A 16,384-nucleotide genomic window follows, 5' to 3' on the forward strand; every position below is an offset into this window, starting at 1 on the left:
CAGGTCAACTTCTTTCGCCGGGAGCGAAGGCGGTCAGGCATTCTCGCGGGCAAAGCCGCGAGCGCCGATCGCCATGAGGATCAGGGAGAACACCAGGGTGACGGCGGTGCCGACGTAGACGTCATGGGTGGCGAAGTCGCCGCGGAACAAGGCCCGTGCCGCATCCACCGTGTGCGAATACGGATTGATCTTGGCGATGTCCTGCAACCACTTCGGCCCGACTGTCATCGGCAACAGGATGCCCGACAGCAGCATGACCGGCACCGACACCGAGTTCAGCAGCGAGGCGAGGGTGTCCTCCGACCGCGCCCACAGCCCCAGCGCATAGGACGCGGCGGCCAGCCCCGCACCCATCACCGCGATCAGCAGCAGCGACAGCACCAGGCCCAGTGGATCGGGTCGCAGCCCGAACGCCGCGGCGGCCACGGCGACCAGCACCAGCGCCTGCACGACCAGCACGGTCATATCCTTGAGCACGCGCCCGAGCAGTAGCGCGCCACGCGCGGCGGGCGTGACCCGCTGCCGCTCGATGACGCCGGCCCGCAATTCCGCCACGATGCCGAAACCCACGAACAGCGCGCCGAACAACCCGATCTGGATGACCAATGCGGGGGTGAGAATCTTCCACGGATCGGCGCCCGGCCCGAACGATCCGGAGACGCCCTTCACCAGCGGGCCGAACAGCACCAGATAGATGATCGGCTGCATCACACCGATGATCACCCACAACGGATTTCGCAGATTGGATCGCAGCTGGGACCAGAAGATCAGTCCGGTATCGCGCAGGAATGTCATGACCGGTCTCCTTCCCGGAGCGAACGCCCGGTGAGCGTGAGGAACACATCGTCGAGGCTGGGACGTTTGACGGTCAGCGAGCCGGGCGTGATGCCCCGATCGCCGAGCGCGTGCAGCAGCGGAACCACCGCGGCGTCACCGTGTTCGACGGTGAGATGCACGAGACTCCTTCCGGCATGGCCGTTCTCGAGTCCCTCGGTGCGCAGGCGGCTGCGCAGTTCGAGCACCTCCCCCGCGATGTCCATGGCGAGATCCGCACTGCGGGAATCGATTTCGAGGCTGATCACGTCACCGGAGATGCGCCGCTTGAGCTCGTCCGGGGTGCCTTCGGCGACGATGGCGCCGTTGTCCATCACCAGGATGCGGTCGCACAGCGCGTCCGCCTCCTCCAGGTAGTGGGTGGTGAGCACGACGGTGGTGCCTTCGTCGCGCAGCCGGCGGATGTGGTCCCACAGGTTGGCCCGGCTCTGCGGGTCCAGTCCGGTGGTGGGTTCGTCGAGGTAGATGAGGATGGGCCGGTGCACCATGCCGAGGGCGATGTCCACGCGGCGGCGCTGGCCGCCGGAGAGCTGCCCGCACTTGCGGCGTTCCAGGCCGTCGAATTCCAGCGCCTTGGCCAGGTCGGCGGCGTTCTGCTGCGCCTCGGCCTTGGAGAGTCCGAAAAGCCTGGCCTGCAGCACCAATTCGTCGCCGACCAGTTCGGCTTCATTGGTGGAGCCGCCCTGCGGTACGTAGCCGATGCGGGAACGCACGGTCCGCGGCGCGGTGCGCAGGTCCGCGCCGACCACGGTGGCCTCGCCCGCGGTGGGGGCGAGCAGGGTGGAGATCATGCGCAGGGTGGTGGTCTTGCCGGCGCCGTTCGGGCCGAGCAGGCCCATGATCTCGCCGGCCCGTACGTCGAAGTCGATACCGGAAACCGCTTGCACGACACCGGTTTTGGTTTTGAAGGTACGCGCCAGCCCGCGAACCCGGATCACCGGATCGGTGGGCTGGGCGCGGACGGGGGTAGTCGTTTCCACCCGTCCTACGGTAGAAACGACCACCCGAATAGTCAAGCTTGACTATTAAAACTTGATTATTGGACGGGCGGCGGCCCACCCCACTGATTCGTCCACACATCCAGTTCCCCGCGCTCGATCCGAGCCAGGGTCCGGCGGGTCCACTCCAGATCCGCCCGCAGATAGTCCGCGCCCAGCTGCATCCCGTCGGCGGCGTGATGCGGCACCGCCTCCGCCGGATTGCCGCTGCCCGCGAGCACCCGGGCGATCTCGCGATCCAGCCGCATGAGCTCCGCCTCGAACTTGAGAATCCGGGCCCGCAGCGCCGACATCACCTCATCGCGCGGCACGGTCGGGAACAGCGCGACCGAGGCGAAGTACGGAGTCCGCGGCAGCTCCGCCGAGTACAGCGCGGTGCGGATCATGTCGCCGTACTCCTTCTCCCCCTCCGCGGTCAGCCGATACGTCGTCCGCTCCGGCCGCGCGCCGTCCTGCCCCACCCCCTCCAACTCGATGAGACCGTCCCGCTCCATCGTCTTCAACGAGCCGTACACGGAACCGGGCTTGATATTGGCCCACTCATCGGCCTGCCAGGACCGCAGTTCCCGGAGCACGTCGTACCCGTGCACCGGCTGCATCATCCGGACGACAGCCAGCACCAGCAATCGAGTCGTAGGAACAGCCATCCTGGCAGGCTAACGCGAACGAGCCGCCCGGTGCGATCACCGGGCGGCTCGGGAACGGCGGTGCGGCTGGGCCGCGGCTAGGCCGCGGCGCGTGGTTGTGCCAAAGACGCTGGCGCGGCGTCCTTCTGGACTTCCTTGAAGCCGGGGCGGCCGGTGCCGATGAAGGCGACCAGCCACGACGCCACCGCGGCGAAGCGATTGCGGAAGCCGACCATGTAGAACACGTGCACCGCCAGCCAGGTGAACCAGGCGAGCAGACCGGTGAACTTGATCTTGTCGTTCAGCTTGGTGACGGCACTGAAGGTGCTGATCACCGCCATGCTGCCCTTGTCCCAGTATTCGAACGGGGTGGCCGCCTGCTTCTTGCCGCGGATGATGTCGGCGACGTGGCGGCCCTCCTGCATGGCCACGGGCGACTGGCCCGGGTAGCCCTTGAGGAAGGTCATATCGCCGATGGCGAAGATGTCCGCGTGCCCGCCGACGGTGCAGTCGTCATTGATGAGAAGCCGTCCGGCACGGTCGGTTTCACAGCCGGTGGCCTCGGCCAGCAGCTTGGCGAAACCGCCCGCCGCCACACCCGCCGACCACACCACGGTCTCGGCGGCGATACCGCGCTCCACGCCGTCCTTGCTCTTGACGGTCACCTTGCCGGGTTCGATATCCGTCACGAAGGTATCGAGCAGGACGTCGACGCCATTGCCGCTCAACGACTTCAGCGCGTACTCCGACAGTTCGCCGCCGAACGGGGGCAGCACCACGGGCGCGCCCTCGACCAGGGTGACCGAATCCTCCATGTGGAAGTGGCGCTTGGCGAGCTCCTTGAGCTGGCCCGCGACCTCGACACCGGTGGCGCCCGCGCCGACCACGACGAAACTCAGCAGCCGGCGCCGGGTTTCGGGATCGGCGGTCTTGGCCTGCTCGAAAACCCGCTCGATCTGGGCGCGCAGCCGGCGCGCGTCGTCGATGGTCTTGAGCGAGAACGTCTTGTCCGCGAAGTCGTCCCGGCCGAAGTACGACTGGCTGGCGCCGGTGGCTGCGATCAGCTTGCCGTAGCGGATCTTGCGCGGACCCTCGGGAGTCTCGTAGGTGATCACGGCATTCGGGGCGTCGATCTCGGTGACCTTGCCCAGGCGCGCTTCACCGTTCTTGTGGTGCCGGACGATGTTCGCGATCGGCGGGGCAATCTCGTCGGATGCCAGCACACCGGTCGCTACCTGATAGAGGAGAGGTTGGAAGAGGTGCTCGGGCGTACTCGAAATGAGGACGTAGCCGACCCCCGACTTGTTCAACTGCTTCGCGGCGGCGAGCCCGCCGAAGCCCGATCCGACGATGACGACATCCGCGGTTTCGATGCCCGCTTCCACGTACTGCATGACAACTCCCTTCTCTGTCATTACTAACCGTGATTCGAAGCGCGAATGTTCCAGGGGTCAGGGCGCATAATCTAGATGACTCTTATCTGCGTTGATCATGAATCGAGGACGAGCCGTGGAGCTGCGCCAACTGGCCTACTTCGTCGCGGTCTGCGAGGAGCTCAGCTTCAGCAAGGCCGCCACACGCTGTTTCATCTCACAATCGGCGATCAGTCACCAGATCGCCCGGCTGGAACGCGATCTCGGCGTACCGCTCTTCGAGCGGTCCACCCGATCCGTCGTACCCACCGACGCGACCACCCGGCTACTTCCCCTTGCGAAGCAAATGCTGAGCCTGGAATCGGCCATTCGCGCAGCTGTACGGTCTTCCGGGCCACGAATTCGCCTGGCGGCGAACATGAGCTTCGCAACAAGATCGCTGTCCGCCATCGCCGGAGCACGCGAAGCGCATCCCGGCGCCGAGATCGAATTCGTCATCAAGCCCTTCCGCCAGCGCATTCAGGCCGTCGCCGACGGAGACTGTGATCTTGCTCTCATCCGGGGCAGTATCGACCAACCCGGACTCGCCGTGGAACAGCTCTGGATCGAGGATCCGGTCATAGCCACCTCCACCGCACACCCCCTCGCCATCCGCGGCGGCGACGTCACCCTCACCGAACTCGGGGCCTATCCACTCCTGCTGCCACCGGAATCGGAACAGGTACTGCTGCACAATGTCGTCCGCGGCGCCTTCGCCGATCTGCCCACCGGACCCGCTTTCGGACCACCCATACCGCCCGACCACACGGCCACCATGGAACTCATCAATCGGCCCGACGCGTGGACCATCCTCTACGCCGACAGCTCCATCGAAGGCATCGCCACCCTGCACCTCACCGGGCACCCACTCCGGATTCCGGTCTCGGCCGTACTGCGCAGCGACATCCGCCGCTCGGCCATCCTCGAAACCTTGGTGGCCGCACTGCATTGCTCCTGAGGATCAGCCGGTGTGCGCATCCAGCCATTGGCTGAGGGCATCCAGAGCGGTCGTGTCGATCGGCTGGAAATCATCGGTCAAGGCATCGGGTGTGCGGCCGAGGGAGTGCCCGAGCCCCGGGAACACCCGCACGGAGTGATCGCGATTTCCGGTGAGCGCCAAGGCCGCATCGAGGCCGGCCGCGCCGGCCGCTGGAACATTGGCATCTTCCTGGCCCTGCAGGATCAATACGGGTCCCGTCAGTTTCGGCGCCTGGTCCAGCACCGTCGGCAGGGCCCGTCCCGGACCGTAGATGTACCGGGTCGAATTCAGCAGCTGATCCAGGAAGGCCTCGGAGACCGGACGGAATTCGAGATTCACATCGAGCTTGCCGTCATGGTCCAGATCCAGTGTCGGGGCGACCGCGAAATCACCGTGCGCCGCATCGGCGACCGTGAAGGCCGCGGTCGACATCGCCACCAGCCCGCCGTCGCCGGCGTAGGCGCGCCGCAACTCCTCCGGACCCAGCAGACCGCCGACCGAGTAACGCTCCAAGTAGGCGGCCTCGACCAGTTCGGTCTGATAGCCGAACACCATCCGCCACGGCACGGAGACCGGACCCTGAAAGACGGTGCCCGCCAACTCCGGATGCGAAACCGCCACCGCGGCGGCCACCGTACTGCCCTCACTCCAGCCGTAGAGGAAGACGCGGTGCGGATCGATGTGCGGATCCCCTTCGACCGCGCGCAACACCTGATCGGCATCGTCGCGCATGTCGTTCATGATGAGATCGGTGGCGAAGCGCGGATCCACCTGACGCGGAACATGCACGTAGCGCTTGTCGTAACGCATCACCGCATAGCCGTGCTGCGTCAGATAGTTCGCGATATCGAGGAAGATATGGGTCGTCCCGTGATGCGCGGTGGGGATATCGGCATTCCGGTCCTCCGGGCCCGAACCCGGCACCAGCATGACGACCGGCGCATTACGCGCGCCCGCCGGATAGTCGAGCTGCCCCGATCCCTCGAAGTCCCCGAATCGGAAGCTGAACGACTCGTGCTCCACCGGCGTGTCCGCCTGCGCCACACCGCAGCATCCGGCCCCCGCGAGCAGTCCCGCGACCAGCAGCATTCGTATCCCCATGGGCGACAATCTAATCGGCCCGATCTTGCGGAACGAGGCAATATCGCAGGTGCCAGGAGAATTGGGGCAGCGCGGCGGGCGGGCGCGACCTACGCTGAACAGGGTGAGCCAGGAGCACATGCGGGCCTCCGATGCGGACCGCGAGCAGATCGTCGCCAGACTCAAGTCCGCGATGGACGAGGGACGGATCGATCTGCACGAATACGATGAACGGCTGCAGCAGGTGTACGCCGCCCGGACCTACGGGGAACTCGCGCCGGTACTGTCCGACCTTCCCGCGCAACGCGGTTCGCGGGTACCGGGCGGGCAAGCCAAGGCCGGGGTGGTGCCGACCTGGGTCAAGATCATGTGGATTCCGTGGGCGGCGGTGAACGGGCTCTGCCTCGTCATCTGGCTGGCCACCGGGGCGGGCTACTTCTGGCCGTTCTGGGTGGAGGCGCCGTGGGCGTTCGGGCTGTTGATCCCGACCTGCATCGGGATCGTGGCCGGGAAGGACAGTCGCACACAGCGCGAGGCCCGGGATCGGTATCGGGACCTACGCCAGGGCGGACGCAACTGAAAGGTGCAGGCGGAGATCATCGGGCTCCTCATCCTCGACTGCCCAGACGATCTCCTCCATGGCACGCATGAACGCCCACGCGTGCGCGCGCTCCGCGGAGACATCCAGTGCGGCAGCGGTCCTTTCGATCACCGCACGCGCATGTTCGGGAGCCGGGTTGCTCTGCACCTGGATCATTATCAGGAATCCCGCGTCGAAGGCCGCCTCGCCGAGGTAGGCCTTCGGGTCGATGAGCAACCACGGCTCACGTTCCGCCGCAATGATATTGCCGAGATGCGTATCGCGATTCACCACCAGGAGCGGGCCCTCCGGCACCGCCAGTTCCACGCAGCGCTGGGCCGCGCGATCCAGCAGTCCCGCCGGAATCACCTGTGCCACCTCGGGATCCGGGTCGTGGAACATCTTCACCCAGCCGTCGACCATGCTCGCGGCCGTCGGCAGGGCCGGGAATCCCGCGGGGATCTCACCCGGCAAGCGGCGCAACCGCTGGTACAAGGCGCACGCCTGCTCGACCTTCCCGATGTTCTCCGGCCGGCCCTCCAGACTCGGAAACCCGGGCTGGAACAGCAGTTCCGTTCCCGGCCGCGCCCATTCCAGCAGCATCGAACCGCTCGCCGGATCGAATTCGTAGAGCCGGATCGCACCGTCACCGCCATAGCAGTACAGCCCGGTGGGCTCGCCGTAATTCTCTTCGTCCACGACGGGCACTTTCAGCACGGCCACGGACCCGTCCGCCCTGCGTACCGGCGCGACGAAGGAATGCGTTCCCCCGCCGAAGCTGTCGCCGATCAGCTCCAATTCCCAAGCCGCGCAACGCTCGCCCACAAGGGCCGGTAGCGCCGCCACCCACGCCCGGCCGCGCTCGCCGAAGTACTTCCGGATGGATTCGGCGATTCCCGGCGGCAGTGAGATCGGCATCTTCTCACTCTATATTTCCGGAATTCCCGTCTCGTGCACGGTCCGCCACAGATAGGTGCGGCCGTCCGTGACCAGCACCGCCGTCACCCACCGCTTGGTCACCGCGCCGCCGAGCTGGTTCTCCGCCACGAACCGCACCACGATCAGATTCCCGCTCCGCGCCAGCTCGGCCACCTCGGAGACTTCGATCTCCAATCCCGGCTGCAGGTTCCGCGCGGACCACAGTCCGCCCAGGAGCCCTTCCCGATCGACCGCCTGCCCGGTGGTCACGACCGAGGTGAACTGTTCGTCGAGTGCGCCCGAGATCCGGTCGAATACCTTCGGCAACGCATCGGTTCCCAGCCATTCGGCGAGATCCCAGTGGAGCGCCGCGACCACTTGGGTCAGCACGGGATCAGTAGACATACCCGGAAATCTAAACGACCCCCGGCCGATTCGGCCGGGGGTCGTTCGGTTGCCTACGTGGCTGCTCAGCCCTTGTGCGCCTTCACAGCCTCGGTGAGCTGCGGGGCGACGTTGAAGAGGTCGCCGACGATGCCGTAGTCCGAGATCTCGAAGATCGGGGCCTCTTCGTCCTTGTTGACGGCCACGATGGTCTTCGAGGTCTGCATGCCGGCCCGGTGCTGGATCGCGCCGGAGATACCCAGCGCGATGTACAGCTGCGGGGAGACCGTCTTACCGGTCTGACCGACCTGGAACTGGCCCGGGTAGTAGCCCGAGTCGACGGCCGCGCGCGAGGCGCCCACTGCGGCGCCCAGAGCGTCGGCCAGCGGCTCGACGACCTTGCCGAAGTTGTCGGCCGAGCCGACGCCACGACCACCGGAGACCACGATCGCGGCCTCGGTGAGCTCCGGACGGTCACCGCCCACGTTCGGCTCGCGGGAGACGATCTTGACGACGCCTTCCTCCTGAGCCGGAACCTCGATGGCCACCTTCTCGCCGGCGGCGGCCTGCGGGGCCGCCTCGATGGCGCCCGGGCGGACCGAGATCACCGGCACGTCGCCGGTGGCCTTGGCATCCACGGTGAACGCGCCACCGAAGATGGAGTGCTGCACCGACCCGTCGGCGTTCACGGCGATGGCGTCGATGAGCAGACCGGAACCGATGCGGGCGGCCAGGCGACCCGACACCTCCTTGCCCTCCGCGGTGGCGGCGACCAGGATCGCGGCCGGGGCGGCGGACTCGGACAGGCCGGCGAGGACGTCGACCTTCGGGGTCACCAGGAAGCCTTCGGCCTCGTCGGACTCGGCGACGTAGATCTTCTCGGCGCCGGCCGCGGCCAGGGCGTCGGCCAGCTTGTCGGCGGTGCCGGGGACGGCGACGACGACGGCGGCCGGGGTGCCCAGCGCGCGGGCGGCGGTGAGGAGTTCGGTGGTGACCTTCTTGGGGGCACCTTCGGCGTGCTCCACGAGCACGAGTACTTCTGCCATGTTCTTTCTCTCCTGAAGTTCGTTGTGCTCGGGGGGCTCTAGATGATCTTCTGGCCGACCAGGTAGGTGGCGATCTGCTTGCCGCCCTCACCCTCGTCGACGATCTTCTCGCCCGCCGTGCGCGCCGGCTTCGGGGTCACACCGGTCACCTTGGTGCCGGCGTTCGCAACGCCCACGGTCTCCGGGTCGACGCCCAGATCCGCCAGGGTGAAGGTCTGAACTTCCTTCTTCTTGGCGGCCATGATGCCCTTGAAGGACGGGAAACGCGGCTCGTTGATCTTCTCGGTGACCGAGACGATGGCCGGGAGAGTGGCCTCCAGCTTGAAGACGCCCTCGTCGGTCTCGCGCTCGCCGGTGATGCGCTCACCGTCGACGGTCAGCTTGCGGAGGTGGGTCAGCTGCGGCAGGCCCAGGTACTCGGCCACGATGGCCGGCACGGCGCCCGCGCGACCGTCGGTCGCCTCGTTGCCGGCGATGACCAGCTCGATGCCCTCGATCTGGCCGAGAGCGGCGGCCAGGATGTACGAGGTCTGCACGGCGTCGGAGCCGTGGATGGCGTCATCCTGGATGTGGATGGCCTTGTCGGCGCCCATGGACAGCGCCTTGCGGATGGCCTCGGAGGCCCGGGCCGGGCCGGCAGCCAGCACGGTGACCTCGCCGCCCTGCGCTTCCTTGATCAACAGCGCCTCTTCGACGGCGCGCTCGTTGATCTCGTCCAGGATGGCGTCGGCGGCCTCACGGTCGAGGGTGTAGTCACCGCTGGTCAGCTTGCGCTCGGACCAGGTGTCGGGAACCTGCTTGATCAGTACGACGATGTTCGGCATTGGTCTTCGTCGACCTCCTGTTCTGGGGGCACTGGATCTGGCGGTCGCACGATCGATTGCCGTACGTCCACAAGTAGCTCGCGGTGGAGATTACCCTACGTTAAGTTACTCATGGGTAACTTAACGTGTGATGTTCTGCATCAGCCGATCCGCTTAACGCTGTGATATGGGCAACCGCTAACGTCGATCCAATGAGCGAGGCCGTGACGCACACCGAAAACCCTGCCGATCCCCTGCCTTTGACCGGTGAGCGGACCGTGCCCGGCATCGCCGAGGAGAACTACTGGTTCCGCCGCCACGAAATCGCCTACGTGCGCATGCTCGAACAATGCGCCGGCAAGACCGTGCTCGAAGCCGGCAGCGGAGAAGGCTACGGCGCCAATATGATCGCCGACGTCGCCACGCAGGTCATCGGCCTGGACTACGACGACAGCGCCGTCGCGCACGTGCGCGCCAAGTACCCGCGCGTCGAAATGATCCAGGGCAATCTGGCCGACCTTCCCCTCGACGAAGCCGCCGTCGACATCGTCGTCAACTTCCAAGTGATCGAACACCTTTGGGACCAGTCGCAGTTCCTGCGCGAATGCCTGCGGGTACTGCGGCCCGGCGGGAAGCTGTTGATCAGCACGCCCAACCGGATCACCTTCTCCCCCGGGCGCGACACCCCGCTCAACCCTTTCCATACGCGTGAACTGAATGCCGCGGAAATGACCGAACTTCTTGTCGAGGCCGGTTTCCGGGTCGAATTGATGGCGGGCATCTTCCACGGGCCCGCACTCGTCGCGCTGGACGAGAAGTGGGGCGGATCGCTGATCGACGCGCAGATCGAACGGGCCCTCGCGGGCGAACCGTGGCCGGCCGATCTGACCGCCGATGTGGCCGCCGTGCGCATCGAGGACTTCGAACTGCTCGCCGACGCCGAGCGGGATATCGATGCCAGCCTCGACCTGGTCGCCATCGCGGTGAAGCCGTGACGTCCGTCGAGAACAATGCCGTCCCAGGACAGTTCACGCTGGTCCTGCATTCCCACCTGCCGTGGCTGGCGCATCACGGGCGCTGGCCGGTGGGTGAGGAATGGCTGTATCAGTCCTGGGCGTCCTCGTATCTGCCCGTCGCGCAGGTGCTGAGAAAGCTTGCGGCCGAAGGGCGTTCGCATCTGATCAGCCTCGGCATCACGCCGGTGCTGGCGGCGCAGCTGGACGATCCGCACTGCCTGGCGGGCATGCATCACTGGCTCGGCAACTGGCGGTTGCGGGCCGACGAGGCGTCCATGGCCGGCAATACCGCGCTCGGACGGCACGAGCATCGGCTGGCCAACGCGGCGCTCGAGGACTTCGAAACCCGTTGGCGGCACGGGGCTTCGCCGGTATGGCGGGAACTCATCGACGCCGACGCCATCGAACTGCTCGGCGGGCCGCTGTCGCATCCGTTCCAGCCGTTGCTGGATCAGCGGCTGCGGCAATTCGAACTCGCCGAGGGTTTGGCCGACGCACGGCATCGGTGGGGGCACACGCCCGCCGGCATCTGGGCTCCCGAATGCGGATTCACGCCCGGCATGGAGCGTGATTACGTGGCGGCGGGCATCTCGCATTTCATGACCGACGGGCCCGCGCTGAAGGGTGACACCACGCTCGGGCGGCCGGTGTGGGATTCGGATGTGGTGGCGTTCGGGCGCGACCTGCAGGTGAGTTACCGGGTGTGGTCGCCGAAATCCGGGTACCCCGGGCAGCCCTACTACCGTGATTTCCATCACTACGATCACGCCACCGGGCTCAAACCGGCGCGCGTCACCGGCAAGACCGTGGACGGCCCGGACAAGGCGCCCTACGACCCGGTGCTGGCCGGATCCGCGGTGGGCCGGGACGTGGTCGACTTCGTCGAGACCGTGCGCGAACGGCTCATCTCCGAGTCGGCGCGGATCGGGCGGCCCGCCCTGGTGGTGGCCGCCTTCGATACCGAACTGTTCGGGCACTGGTGGCACGAGGGGCCGCAGTGGCTGGAACAGGTGCTGCGGGCGCTGCCCGAGGCCGGCATCACCGTCGGCACCCTCGCCGACGCACGGGCCCGCGGTTACGTGGGCGAACGCGTGGAACTCGCCGACTCCTCCTGGGGATCGGGCAAGGACTGGCGGGTGTGGGCCGGCGATCAGGTGAACGATCTCGTCGAACTCAATGCCGAGGTGGTGCGGCTGGCGCTGGACACCCTCGACAAGATGCGGGTGGACGCCGGTACTCTCGGCGGCAGTGCCGGCGGGTTGCGCAACCCGGTCGCGGACCAGCTGCTGCGGGAGGCGATTCTCGCCGTCTCCAGCGACTGGGCGTTCATGGTGTCGAAGGATTCGGCGGCCGGATACGCCCGTGATCGAGCCCATCAGCACGCGCACGCGGTGCGGGAGATCGCCGCGTCGGTAGCCGCCGGGCAACTCGCCAAAGCAGGCCAGTTGGCGGCAGGATGGTACGCGGCCGACGGACTGTTTCCCGCGCTGGATGCGCGCCGGCTCGGCCCCGCTTCAGAAGGACCCGCATGAAGATCTTGATGGTTTCGTGGGAGTACCCACCCGTCGTAGTCGGTGGGCTGGGCCGCCACGTCCATCACCTCGCCGTCGAGCTGGCCGCCGCCGGGCACGAAGTCGTGATCCTGGCGCGCCGCCCGATGGGCACCGACGCCACCACCCACCCGACCCACTCGTTCATCGAAGAGGGCGTGCTGGTGGTGGCGGTCGCCGAGGACCCGCCCTGCTTCGACTTCGGCGAGGACATGCTGGCGTGGACGCTCGCCATGGGACACGCCATGGTGCGCGCCGGAATCGCCTTGAACAAACCGGGAATCGGCGAAGGCTGGACTCCGGATGTGGTGCACGCCCACGACTGGCTGGTCGCGCACCCTGCGATCACGCTGGCCGAGTATTACGACGTGCCTTTGGTTTCCACCATTCACGCCACCGAAGCCGGCCGACACAGTGGCTGGGTCTCCGGCCGCGTGAACAAGCAGGTGCACTCCGTCGAATGGTGGCTGGCGCACGAATCCGATGCGCTCATCACGTGTTCCGAGTCCATGAAGGACGAGGTGACACGGCTCTACAGCCCCGAGAAGACGCCGATCACGGTGATCCGCAATGGAATCGACGTGGGCGCCTGGACCTTCCGCGAACGCGCCCCCCGCTCCGGACCGCCGCGACTCCTGTACGTCGGCCGCCTCGAATACGAGAAGGGCATCCAGGACGCGATCGCGGCGCTACCACGTATCCGCAAGGCCCACCCCGGCACCACCCTCACCATCGCCGGTATCGGCACTCAATTCGATTGGCTCCGTGAGCGGGCGCGTGTGCATCGGGTGGCGCGTGCCGTGAACTTCGCAGGCCGCCTGGATCACACCGACCTGCTCGGCTGGCTGCACAGCGCCGACGCGGTCGTACTGCCCAGCCGCTATGAACCTTTCGGCATCGTGGCGCTGGAAGCGGCGGCAGCGGGCACGCCCCTGGTCACCTCGAACGCGGGTGGCCTGGGCGATCTGGTGACGGACGGCGTCACCGGTTCCTCGTTCGAACCGGCCGACGTCAACGGCATCGTCGACGCGGTCTGCACCGTCCTCGACGACCCCGCCGCCGCCCAGGACCGAGCCTGGGCAGCCCGCGAACGCCTCACCGCCGACTTCGCCTGGGACGTCGTCGCCCAAGAAACGACCCTCGTCTACCAGCAGGCCAAGCGCCGCGTCCGCAACCCCCTGGCCCGCCCGGTCATCGTGGAACGCCCACTCCCCGAACGGGACCCGAATCAGCCGTACTGATCAACCCGCGGTTGGCGCCCGACCTAGCTGGAGACCACGCAGAGGGGGCCGACCTTGGTGCCGGTGCCCGCGTTGGCGGTGATCGTGAAGGTGTTGCCGGAACCGAATTCGGTGGCCGTGATGGTGTGGGTGCCCGTCCATGCGGGGTACCAAGTGGTCGAGCCGTTGCCGGAGGCGTCGGTCACGATGCCGAGGGGGCTGAACGAATTCCAGTAGCCGGCGGGCGGAGTGTTGCCGGTGTTCTGGTCGAACAGGGAGATCGACGTGTTCGGCGCCGCGGTGACGCTGATGGTGTACGTGCAGCCGACACCGTACGAAGTCGAGCTGCCGAAGCTCAGGCCGGGTGAGATCGACAGGCCTGTAATGGTCGCGCTCGCGCTCGGGGCGGCCAGCACGACCGCTGCGGTCAGTGCACCGAGGGTGACCACCGGGCCGAGCACCTTGCCTGCGACAAAATTCATGAACTTCCCCTTCTCACAATCTCTTTCAACCTCGATCAAATCTAGAGCAGCCCTCCTGCTATTTCGAATGGCTTTCAAAAGACCAGCGACTGATCTGCGAGAGAGTTATTTAGTGGCTAACCCAATAGGCCGGTGTCTGCGGACTCGTGTTTGAATGCCAGGAGCACGATCGGAGCCGAGGGGGCAGCCAATGACTTTCAAGATCGATCCGAGTTCCTTGGCCAATGCCGCAGGGCTGTTGAAGGGCCTGGCAGATGGGGTGAACGACACCGGTCAGGTGCCGCATTTGGGTGCGAGCAGGGCGGTTGCGGGGATGTCGGGATCGGCCGTTTCGAAGGCTATGGCGGGGGCGGATCCGGCCAGTACGCAAGCCAAGGGCGTGCTGCAATCGCGCTTCGACGGGTTCGGCAGTCTGCTGTACTCCACTGCGGAGCAATTCAAGGGCACCGATACCGAGCTGGCGCAGCGACTAGGCGAGCTCGGCGATCTCAACTCGGCCGGCTGATACATGGCCACCCCGAGCAAGTCCCAGGTATTCGGCTGGAACCTCCAGTCCTTCGCCGACGCCGCCACCGACGCCGACAAGATCGTGACAGCCATGGACACCATGGCCGACACCATGAACAGGACCATCCACGACCTGGAATGGTCCGGCGCCGCCCAGCGTGCGGCCCTCGACCGCGCCGACCGCGAACGACAGCAGATCCGGGCGGTCGCCACCGCCTACTCCCAGCTCGCCGACGCCAGCCGCGCGGTCTTCGGCCTGCAAACCACCGTGAGCGATCTGAAGACGACGACACAGTCGCTCGAGAACGGCGGGCAATTCCGCGTCGATGACGATTGGACCGTCCACGCCGCCGACAAGAAACACGACGACGAGGCCGAGAACAACCGAGGATCCCTTCAAGAAGTCCATCGGCGGCGCCTGGGTCGACGAGAAGAGCTTCACTTCCCTCGCGAACATCGTCGACCGCGGCAACCCGGCGCTGAAACTCGGCTCCGACCTGGATCGCGGCCTGCTCAAACAGGGTTCGGAGATCGTGAAGATCGCCGACGGCTACCTCCCCGACGACGGCGGCATGAACCGCGTCGGCGGCGTCGCCGACAAGATGTTCGATGCGGCCGGCGGCGACCACCGAGCCGTCTCCGACTTCATCACCGGCCACAATATGGACGCCACCGTCACCCCGGGCAGCAAATACGACACCGACGACCACCTGCTGTCGGTCCTCAACCACCAGTGGGACCCGAACCAGCACGGCGCGGAAAACCTCTTCAAGTGGACAGGCGGCCCCGAAGCCTCCGACCCCGACCCCCTCATCCGCGCCCGAGCCCGCGAAACCGCCGACTCCCTGGCCCACTTCCTCGTCCGCCACGAGGACACCCTCGCCCTCAATCTCCCCGGCCACGGCACCGACTCCCTGGGCAAGGTGAATCCCGGAGTGACACAGGCTCTTTCGGAAGCCATGCGCCCGTATTTGGGCAATTTCGTGAATGCGCCGGGAGAAATGCTGATCAACCAGTCGGCTCAGCCTTTCGAACGAGTCAGCGACCTGACGAAGCTGTTCAACATCCTGGACTCGGGACCCGACGCCGCCAAGACGATCAACTCGGCAGGCGCGCAATGGAACAACTACCTGGCTATGTCGCGTCGATGAACCCGAACCGATTCATCAATGTCTTCAACCATTTGGAATTACCTGGCAGACCGTTCGACGCATACATGTCGGAGTTCACCAATGGGCGTGGTGACGACGCCATCGTATCGACGGGTTCGAGGCCGGACGGCGCGAAAGGTCCTGTGGGATGAGCGGGGAGGCAAGGAAGTACCTCGGATGGCTGTCGGTGCCGGCGGCGGCGGCGCTCATCGCCGGATGCGGCGGGAGCGGGACGACCGACTCGACCACGACGACCTCCGCACCGCCGCCGCTCGATGTCTCGTTCCGGTGGACCAATGCGGCCTCGGAGCTGACGAGTCCGGACGCCACCTTCGTGCGGGCGTTCATCGAATCGTGGCAGGCGGTTGCGTATTCCGGGAAGCTCTACGATGTCTATCCCGGATTCGGTGACGCGAACCATGGCATCGGGCTCGATGGCATTCGGGATACCGGGCCGGCCACGTACAAAAGTGTGTTCATGAATTTGCTGCGTGTGGAGAATTCAGGTGGGCAGACGACGAAAGCTGTTGTGTGCCTTTGGATCGGGGCGGAGGAACCCGGGGGCTTTCCTACCGAGTTGACTTACTTCCATAGGGGGCAGACGCCGCCTGGCGACCAGAGCGGGGTGGCGAAACGGCCGGGGGGCAATGTATTCGGGGGTTGGTACGCAACGCGGATGAGGCAGGCGGCGAGTTCGGATCCGGATTCGCAGGCGTGTGACGCGATCCGACCGGCCGATCTGCCGTCGCAGTTCGCGGTGCTCTCGCCGGTGCCCGGGTGGCCTGGATCCAGCTAGCC

General features: G+C 66.4%; 19 protein-coding genes. 8 read left to right on the forward strand and 11 right to left on the reverse strand.

The window, feature by feature from the left end; translation table 11 throughout:
• Positions 1-33: 33 nt before the first annotated feature.
• The 4 genes from ACH438_RS09475 to ACH438_RS09490 all read right to left on the reverse strand — a co-directional run bounded on the left by ACH438_RS09475 (position 34) and on the right by ACH438_RS09490 (position 3,852).
• Entirely contained in the window at positions 34-795 is a 762-nt protein-coding gene (locus ACH438_RS09475) for an ABC transporter permease (RefSeq protein WP_397003093.1), read from the reverse strand.
• Positions 792-1,814 (reverse strand): ATP-binding cassette domain-containing protein, encoded by a 1,023-nt coding sequence (locus ACH438_RS09480; protein ID WP_397003095.1) that lies wholly within the window; start codon positions 1,812-1,814, stop codon positions 792-794. Before ACH438_RS09480 ends, ACH438_RS09475 begins: the two co-directional genes overlap by 4 nt.
• 56 nt (positions 1,815-1,870) lie before the next feature.
• Positions 1,871-2,479 carry a PadR family transcriptional regulator gene (locus ACH438_RS09485; protein WP_397003097.1) on the reverse strand — a complete coding sequence of 203 codons (609 nt, stop codon included), beginning with the start codon at positions 2,477-2,479 and terminating at the stop codon, positions 1,871-1,873.
• 77 nt (positions 2,480-2,556) lie between these two features.
• A complete protein-coding gene (locus ACH438_RS09490; RefSeq protein WP_397003099.1) occupies positions 2,557-3,852 on the reverse strand; it encodes an NAD(P)/FAD-dependent oxidoreductase in 1,296 nt (431 codons plus the stop codon).
• Positions 3,853-3,967: 115 nt separating this feature from the next.
• Between ACH438_RS09490 and ACH438_RS09495 the strand changes: the two genes are divergently transcribed.
• Positions 3,968-4,828 carry a LysR family transcriptional regulator gene (locus tag ACH438_RS09495; protein WP_397003101.1) on the forward strand — a complete coding sequence of 287 codons (861 nt, stop codon included), beginning with the start codon at positions 3,968-3,970 and terminating at the stop codon, positions 4,826-4,828.
• A 3-nt stretch (positions 4,829-4,831) separates the two neighbouring features.
• Here ACH438_RS09495 and ACH438_RS09500 read toward each other — a convergent pair whose 3' ends face one another.
• A complete protein-coding gene (locus ACH438_RS09500) occupies positions 4,832-5,950 on the reverse strand; it encodes an alpha/beta hydrolase family protein (protein WP_397003103.1) in 1,119 nt (372 codons plus the stop codon).
• A 103-nt stretch (positions 5,951-6,053) separates the two neighbouring features.
• On the opposite strand from ACH438_RS09500, the gene ACH438_RS09505 reads away from it, so the two are divergent.
• Positions 6,054-6,509 (forward strand): DUF1707 domain-containing protein, encoded by a 456-nt coding sequence (locus ACH438_RS09505; protein WP_397003105.1) that lies wholly within the window; start codon positions 6,054-6,056, stop codon positions 6,507-6,509.
• On the opposite strand, the gene ACH438_RS09510 is transcribed toward ACH438_RS09505, so the two are convergent.
• The 4 genes from ACH438_RS09510 to ACH438_RS09525 all read right to left on the reverse strand — a co-directional run bounded on the left by ACH438_RS09510 (position 6,486) and on the right by ACH438_RS09525 (position 9,681).
• Positions 6,486-7,427 carry an aminoglycoside phosphotransferase family protein gene (locus tag ACH438_RS09510; RefSeq protein ID WP_397003107.1) on the reverse strand — a complete coding sequence of 314 codons (942 nt, stop codon included), beginning with the start codon at positions 7,425-7,427 and terminating at the stop codon, positions 6,486-6,488. The genes ACH438_RS09505 and ACH438_RS09510 overlap by 24 nt on opposite strands.
• Positions 7,428-7,436: 9 nt before the next feature.
• Positions 7,437-7,832 (reverse strand): hypothetical protein, encoded by a 396-nt coding sequence (locus ACH438_RS09515; RefSeq protein ID WP_397003109.1) that lies wholly within the window; start codon positions 7,830-7,832, stop codon positions 7,437-7,439.
• A gap of 65 nt (positions 7,833-7,897) precedes the next feature.
• Complete coding sequence (locus ACH438_RS09520; RefSeq protein WP_397003111.1) at positions 7,898-8,857, reverse strand: electron transfer flavoprotein subunit alpha/FixB family protein; 960 nt, start codon at positions 8,855-8,857, stop codon at positions 7,898-7,900.
• A gap of 38 nt (positions 8,858-8,895) precedes the next feature.
• Positions 8,896-9,681: an electron transfer flavoprotein subunit beta/FixA family protein gene (locus tag ACH438_RS09525; protein WP_397003113.1), complete on the reverse strand. Its 786-nt coding sequence runs from the start codon at positions 9,679-9,681 to the stop codon at positions 8,896-8,898.
• A 191-nt stretch (positions 9,682-9,872) separates the two neighbouring features.
• On the opposite strand from ACH438_RS09525, the gene ACH438_RS09530 reads away from it, so the two are divergent.
• The 3 genes from ACH438_RS09530 to ACH438_RS09540 are packed head-to-tail and all read left to right on the forward strand — an operon-like array spanning position 9,873 to position 13,467.
• The gene (locus ACH438_RS09530; RefSeq protein WP_397003115.1) at positions 9,873-10,655 is read left to right on the forward strand and encodes a class I SAM-dependent methyltransferase; all 783 of its coding nucleotides are present in this window, start codon (positions 9,873-9,875) and stop codon (positions 10,653-10,655) included.
• Positions 10,652-12,208 (forward strand): 1,4-alpha-glucan branching protein domain-containing protein, encoded by a 1,557-nt coding sequence (locus ACH438_RS09535; protein WP_397003118.1) that lies wholly within the window; start codon positions 10,652-10,654, stop codon positions 12,206-12,208. Before ACH438_RS09530 ends, ACH438_RS09535 begins: the two co-directional genes overlap by 4 nt.
• A complete protein-coding gene (locus tag ACH438_RS09540; protein WP_397003120.1) occupies positions 12,205-13,467 on the forward strand; it encodes a glycosyltransferase family 4 protein in 1,263 nt (420 codons plus the stop codon). Before ACH438_RS09535 ends, ACH438_RS09540 begins: the two co-directional genes overlap by 4 nt.
• 23 nt (positions 13,468-13,490) lie before the next feature.
• Here the strand turns inward: ACH438_RS09540 and ACH438_RS09545 are convergent, their stop codons facing one another.
• Positions 13,491-13,928 (reverse strand): hypothetical protein, encoded by a 438-nt coding sequence (locus ACH438_RS09545; RefSeq protein ID WP_397003122.1) that lies wholly within the window; start codon positions 13,926-13,928, stop codon positions 13,491-13,493.
• 190 nt (positions 13,929-14,118) lie between these two features.
• Between ACH438_RS09545 and ACH438_RS09550 the strand changes: the two genes are divergently transcribed.
• Positions 14,119-14,433, forward strand: coding sequence for a hypothetical protein (locus ACH438_RS09550; protein WP_397003124.1), 315 nt, complete (start codon positions 14,119-14,121; stop codon positions 14,431-14,433).
• Here ACH438_RS09550 and ACH438_RS09555 read toward each other — a convergent pair.
• Positions 14,398-14,844, reverse strand: coding sequence for a hypothetical protein (locus tag ACH438_RS09555; RefSeq protein WP_397003126.1), 447 nt, complete (start codon positions 14,842-14,844; stop codon positions 14,398-14,400). The two genes, ACH438_RS09550 and ACH438_RS09555, sit on opposite strands and share 36 nt — an antisense overlap.
• A gap of 124 nt (positions 14,845-14,968) precedes the next feature.
• On the opposite strand from ACH438_RS09555, the gene ACH438_RS09560 reads away from it, so the two are divergent.
• Together ACH438_RS09560 and ACH438_RS09565 are read left to right on the forward strand one after the other, a co-directional pair.
• Positions 14,969-15,586 carry a hypothetical protein gene (locus ACH438_RS09560; RefSeq protein WP_397003128.1) on the forward strand — a complete coding sequence of 206 codons (618 nt, stop codon included), beginning with the start codon at positions 14,969-14,971 and terminating at the stop codon, positions 15,584-15,586.
• 148 nt (positions 15,587-15,734) lie between these two features.
• Positions 15,735-16,382 carry a hypothetical protein gene (locus ACH438_RS09565; protein ID WP_397003130.1) on the forward strand — a complete coding sequence of 216 codons (648 nt, stop codon included), beginning with the start codon at positions 15,735-15,737 and terminating at the stop codon, positions 16,380-16,382.
• Positions 16,383-16,384 lie beyond the last annotated feature (2 nt).

It is taken from the genome of Nocardia sp. NPDC020380, assembly GCF_044386975.1.
Lineage (GTDB): Bacteria > Actinomycetota > Actinomycetes > Mycobacteriales > Mycobacteriaceae > Nocardia.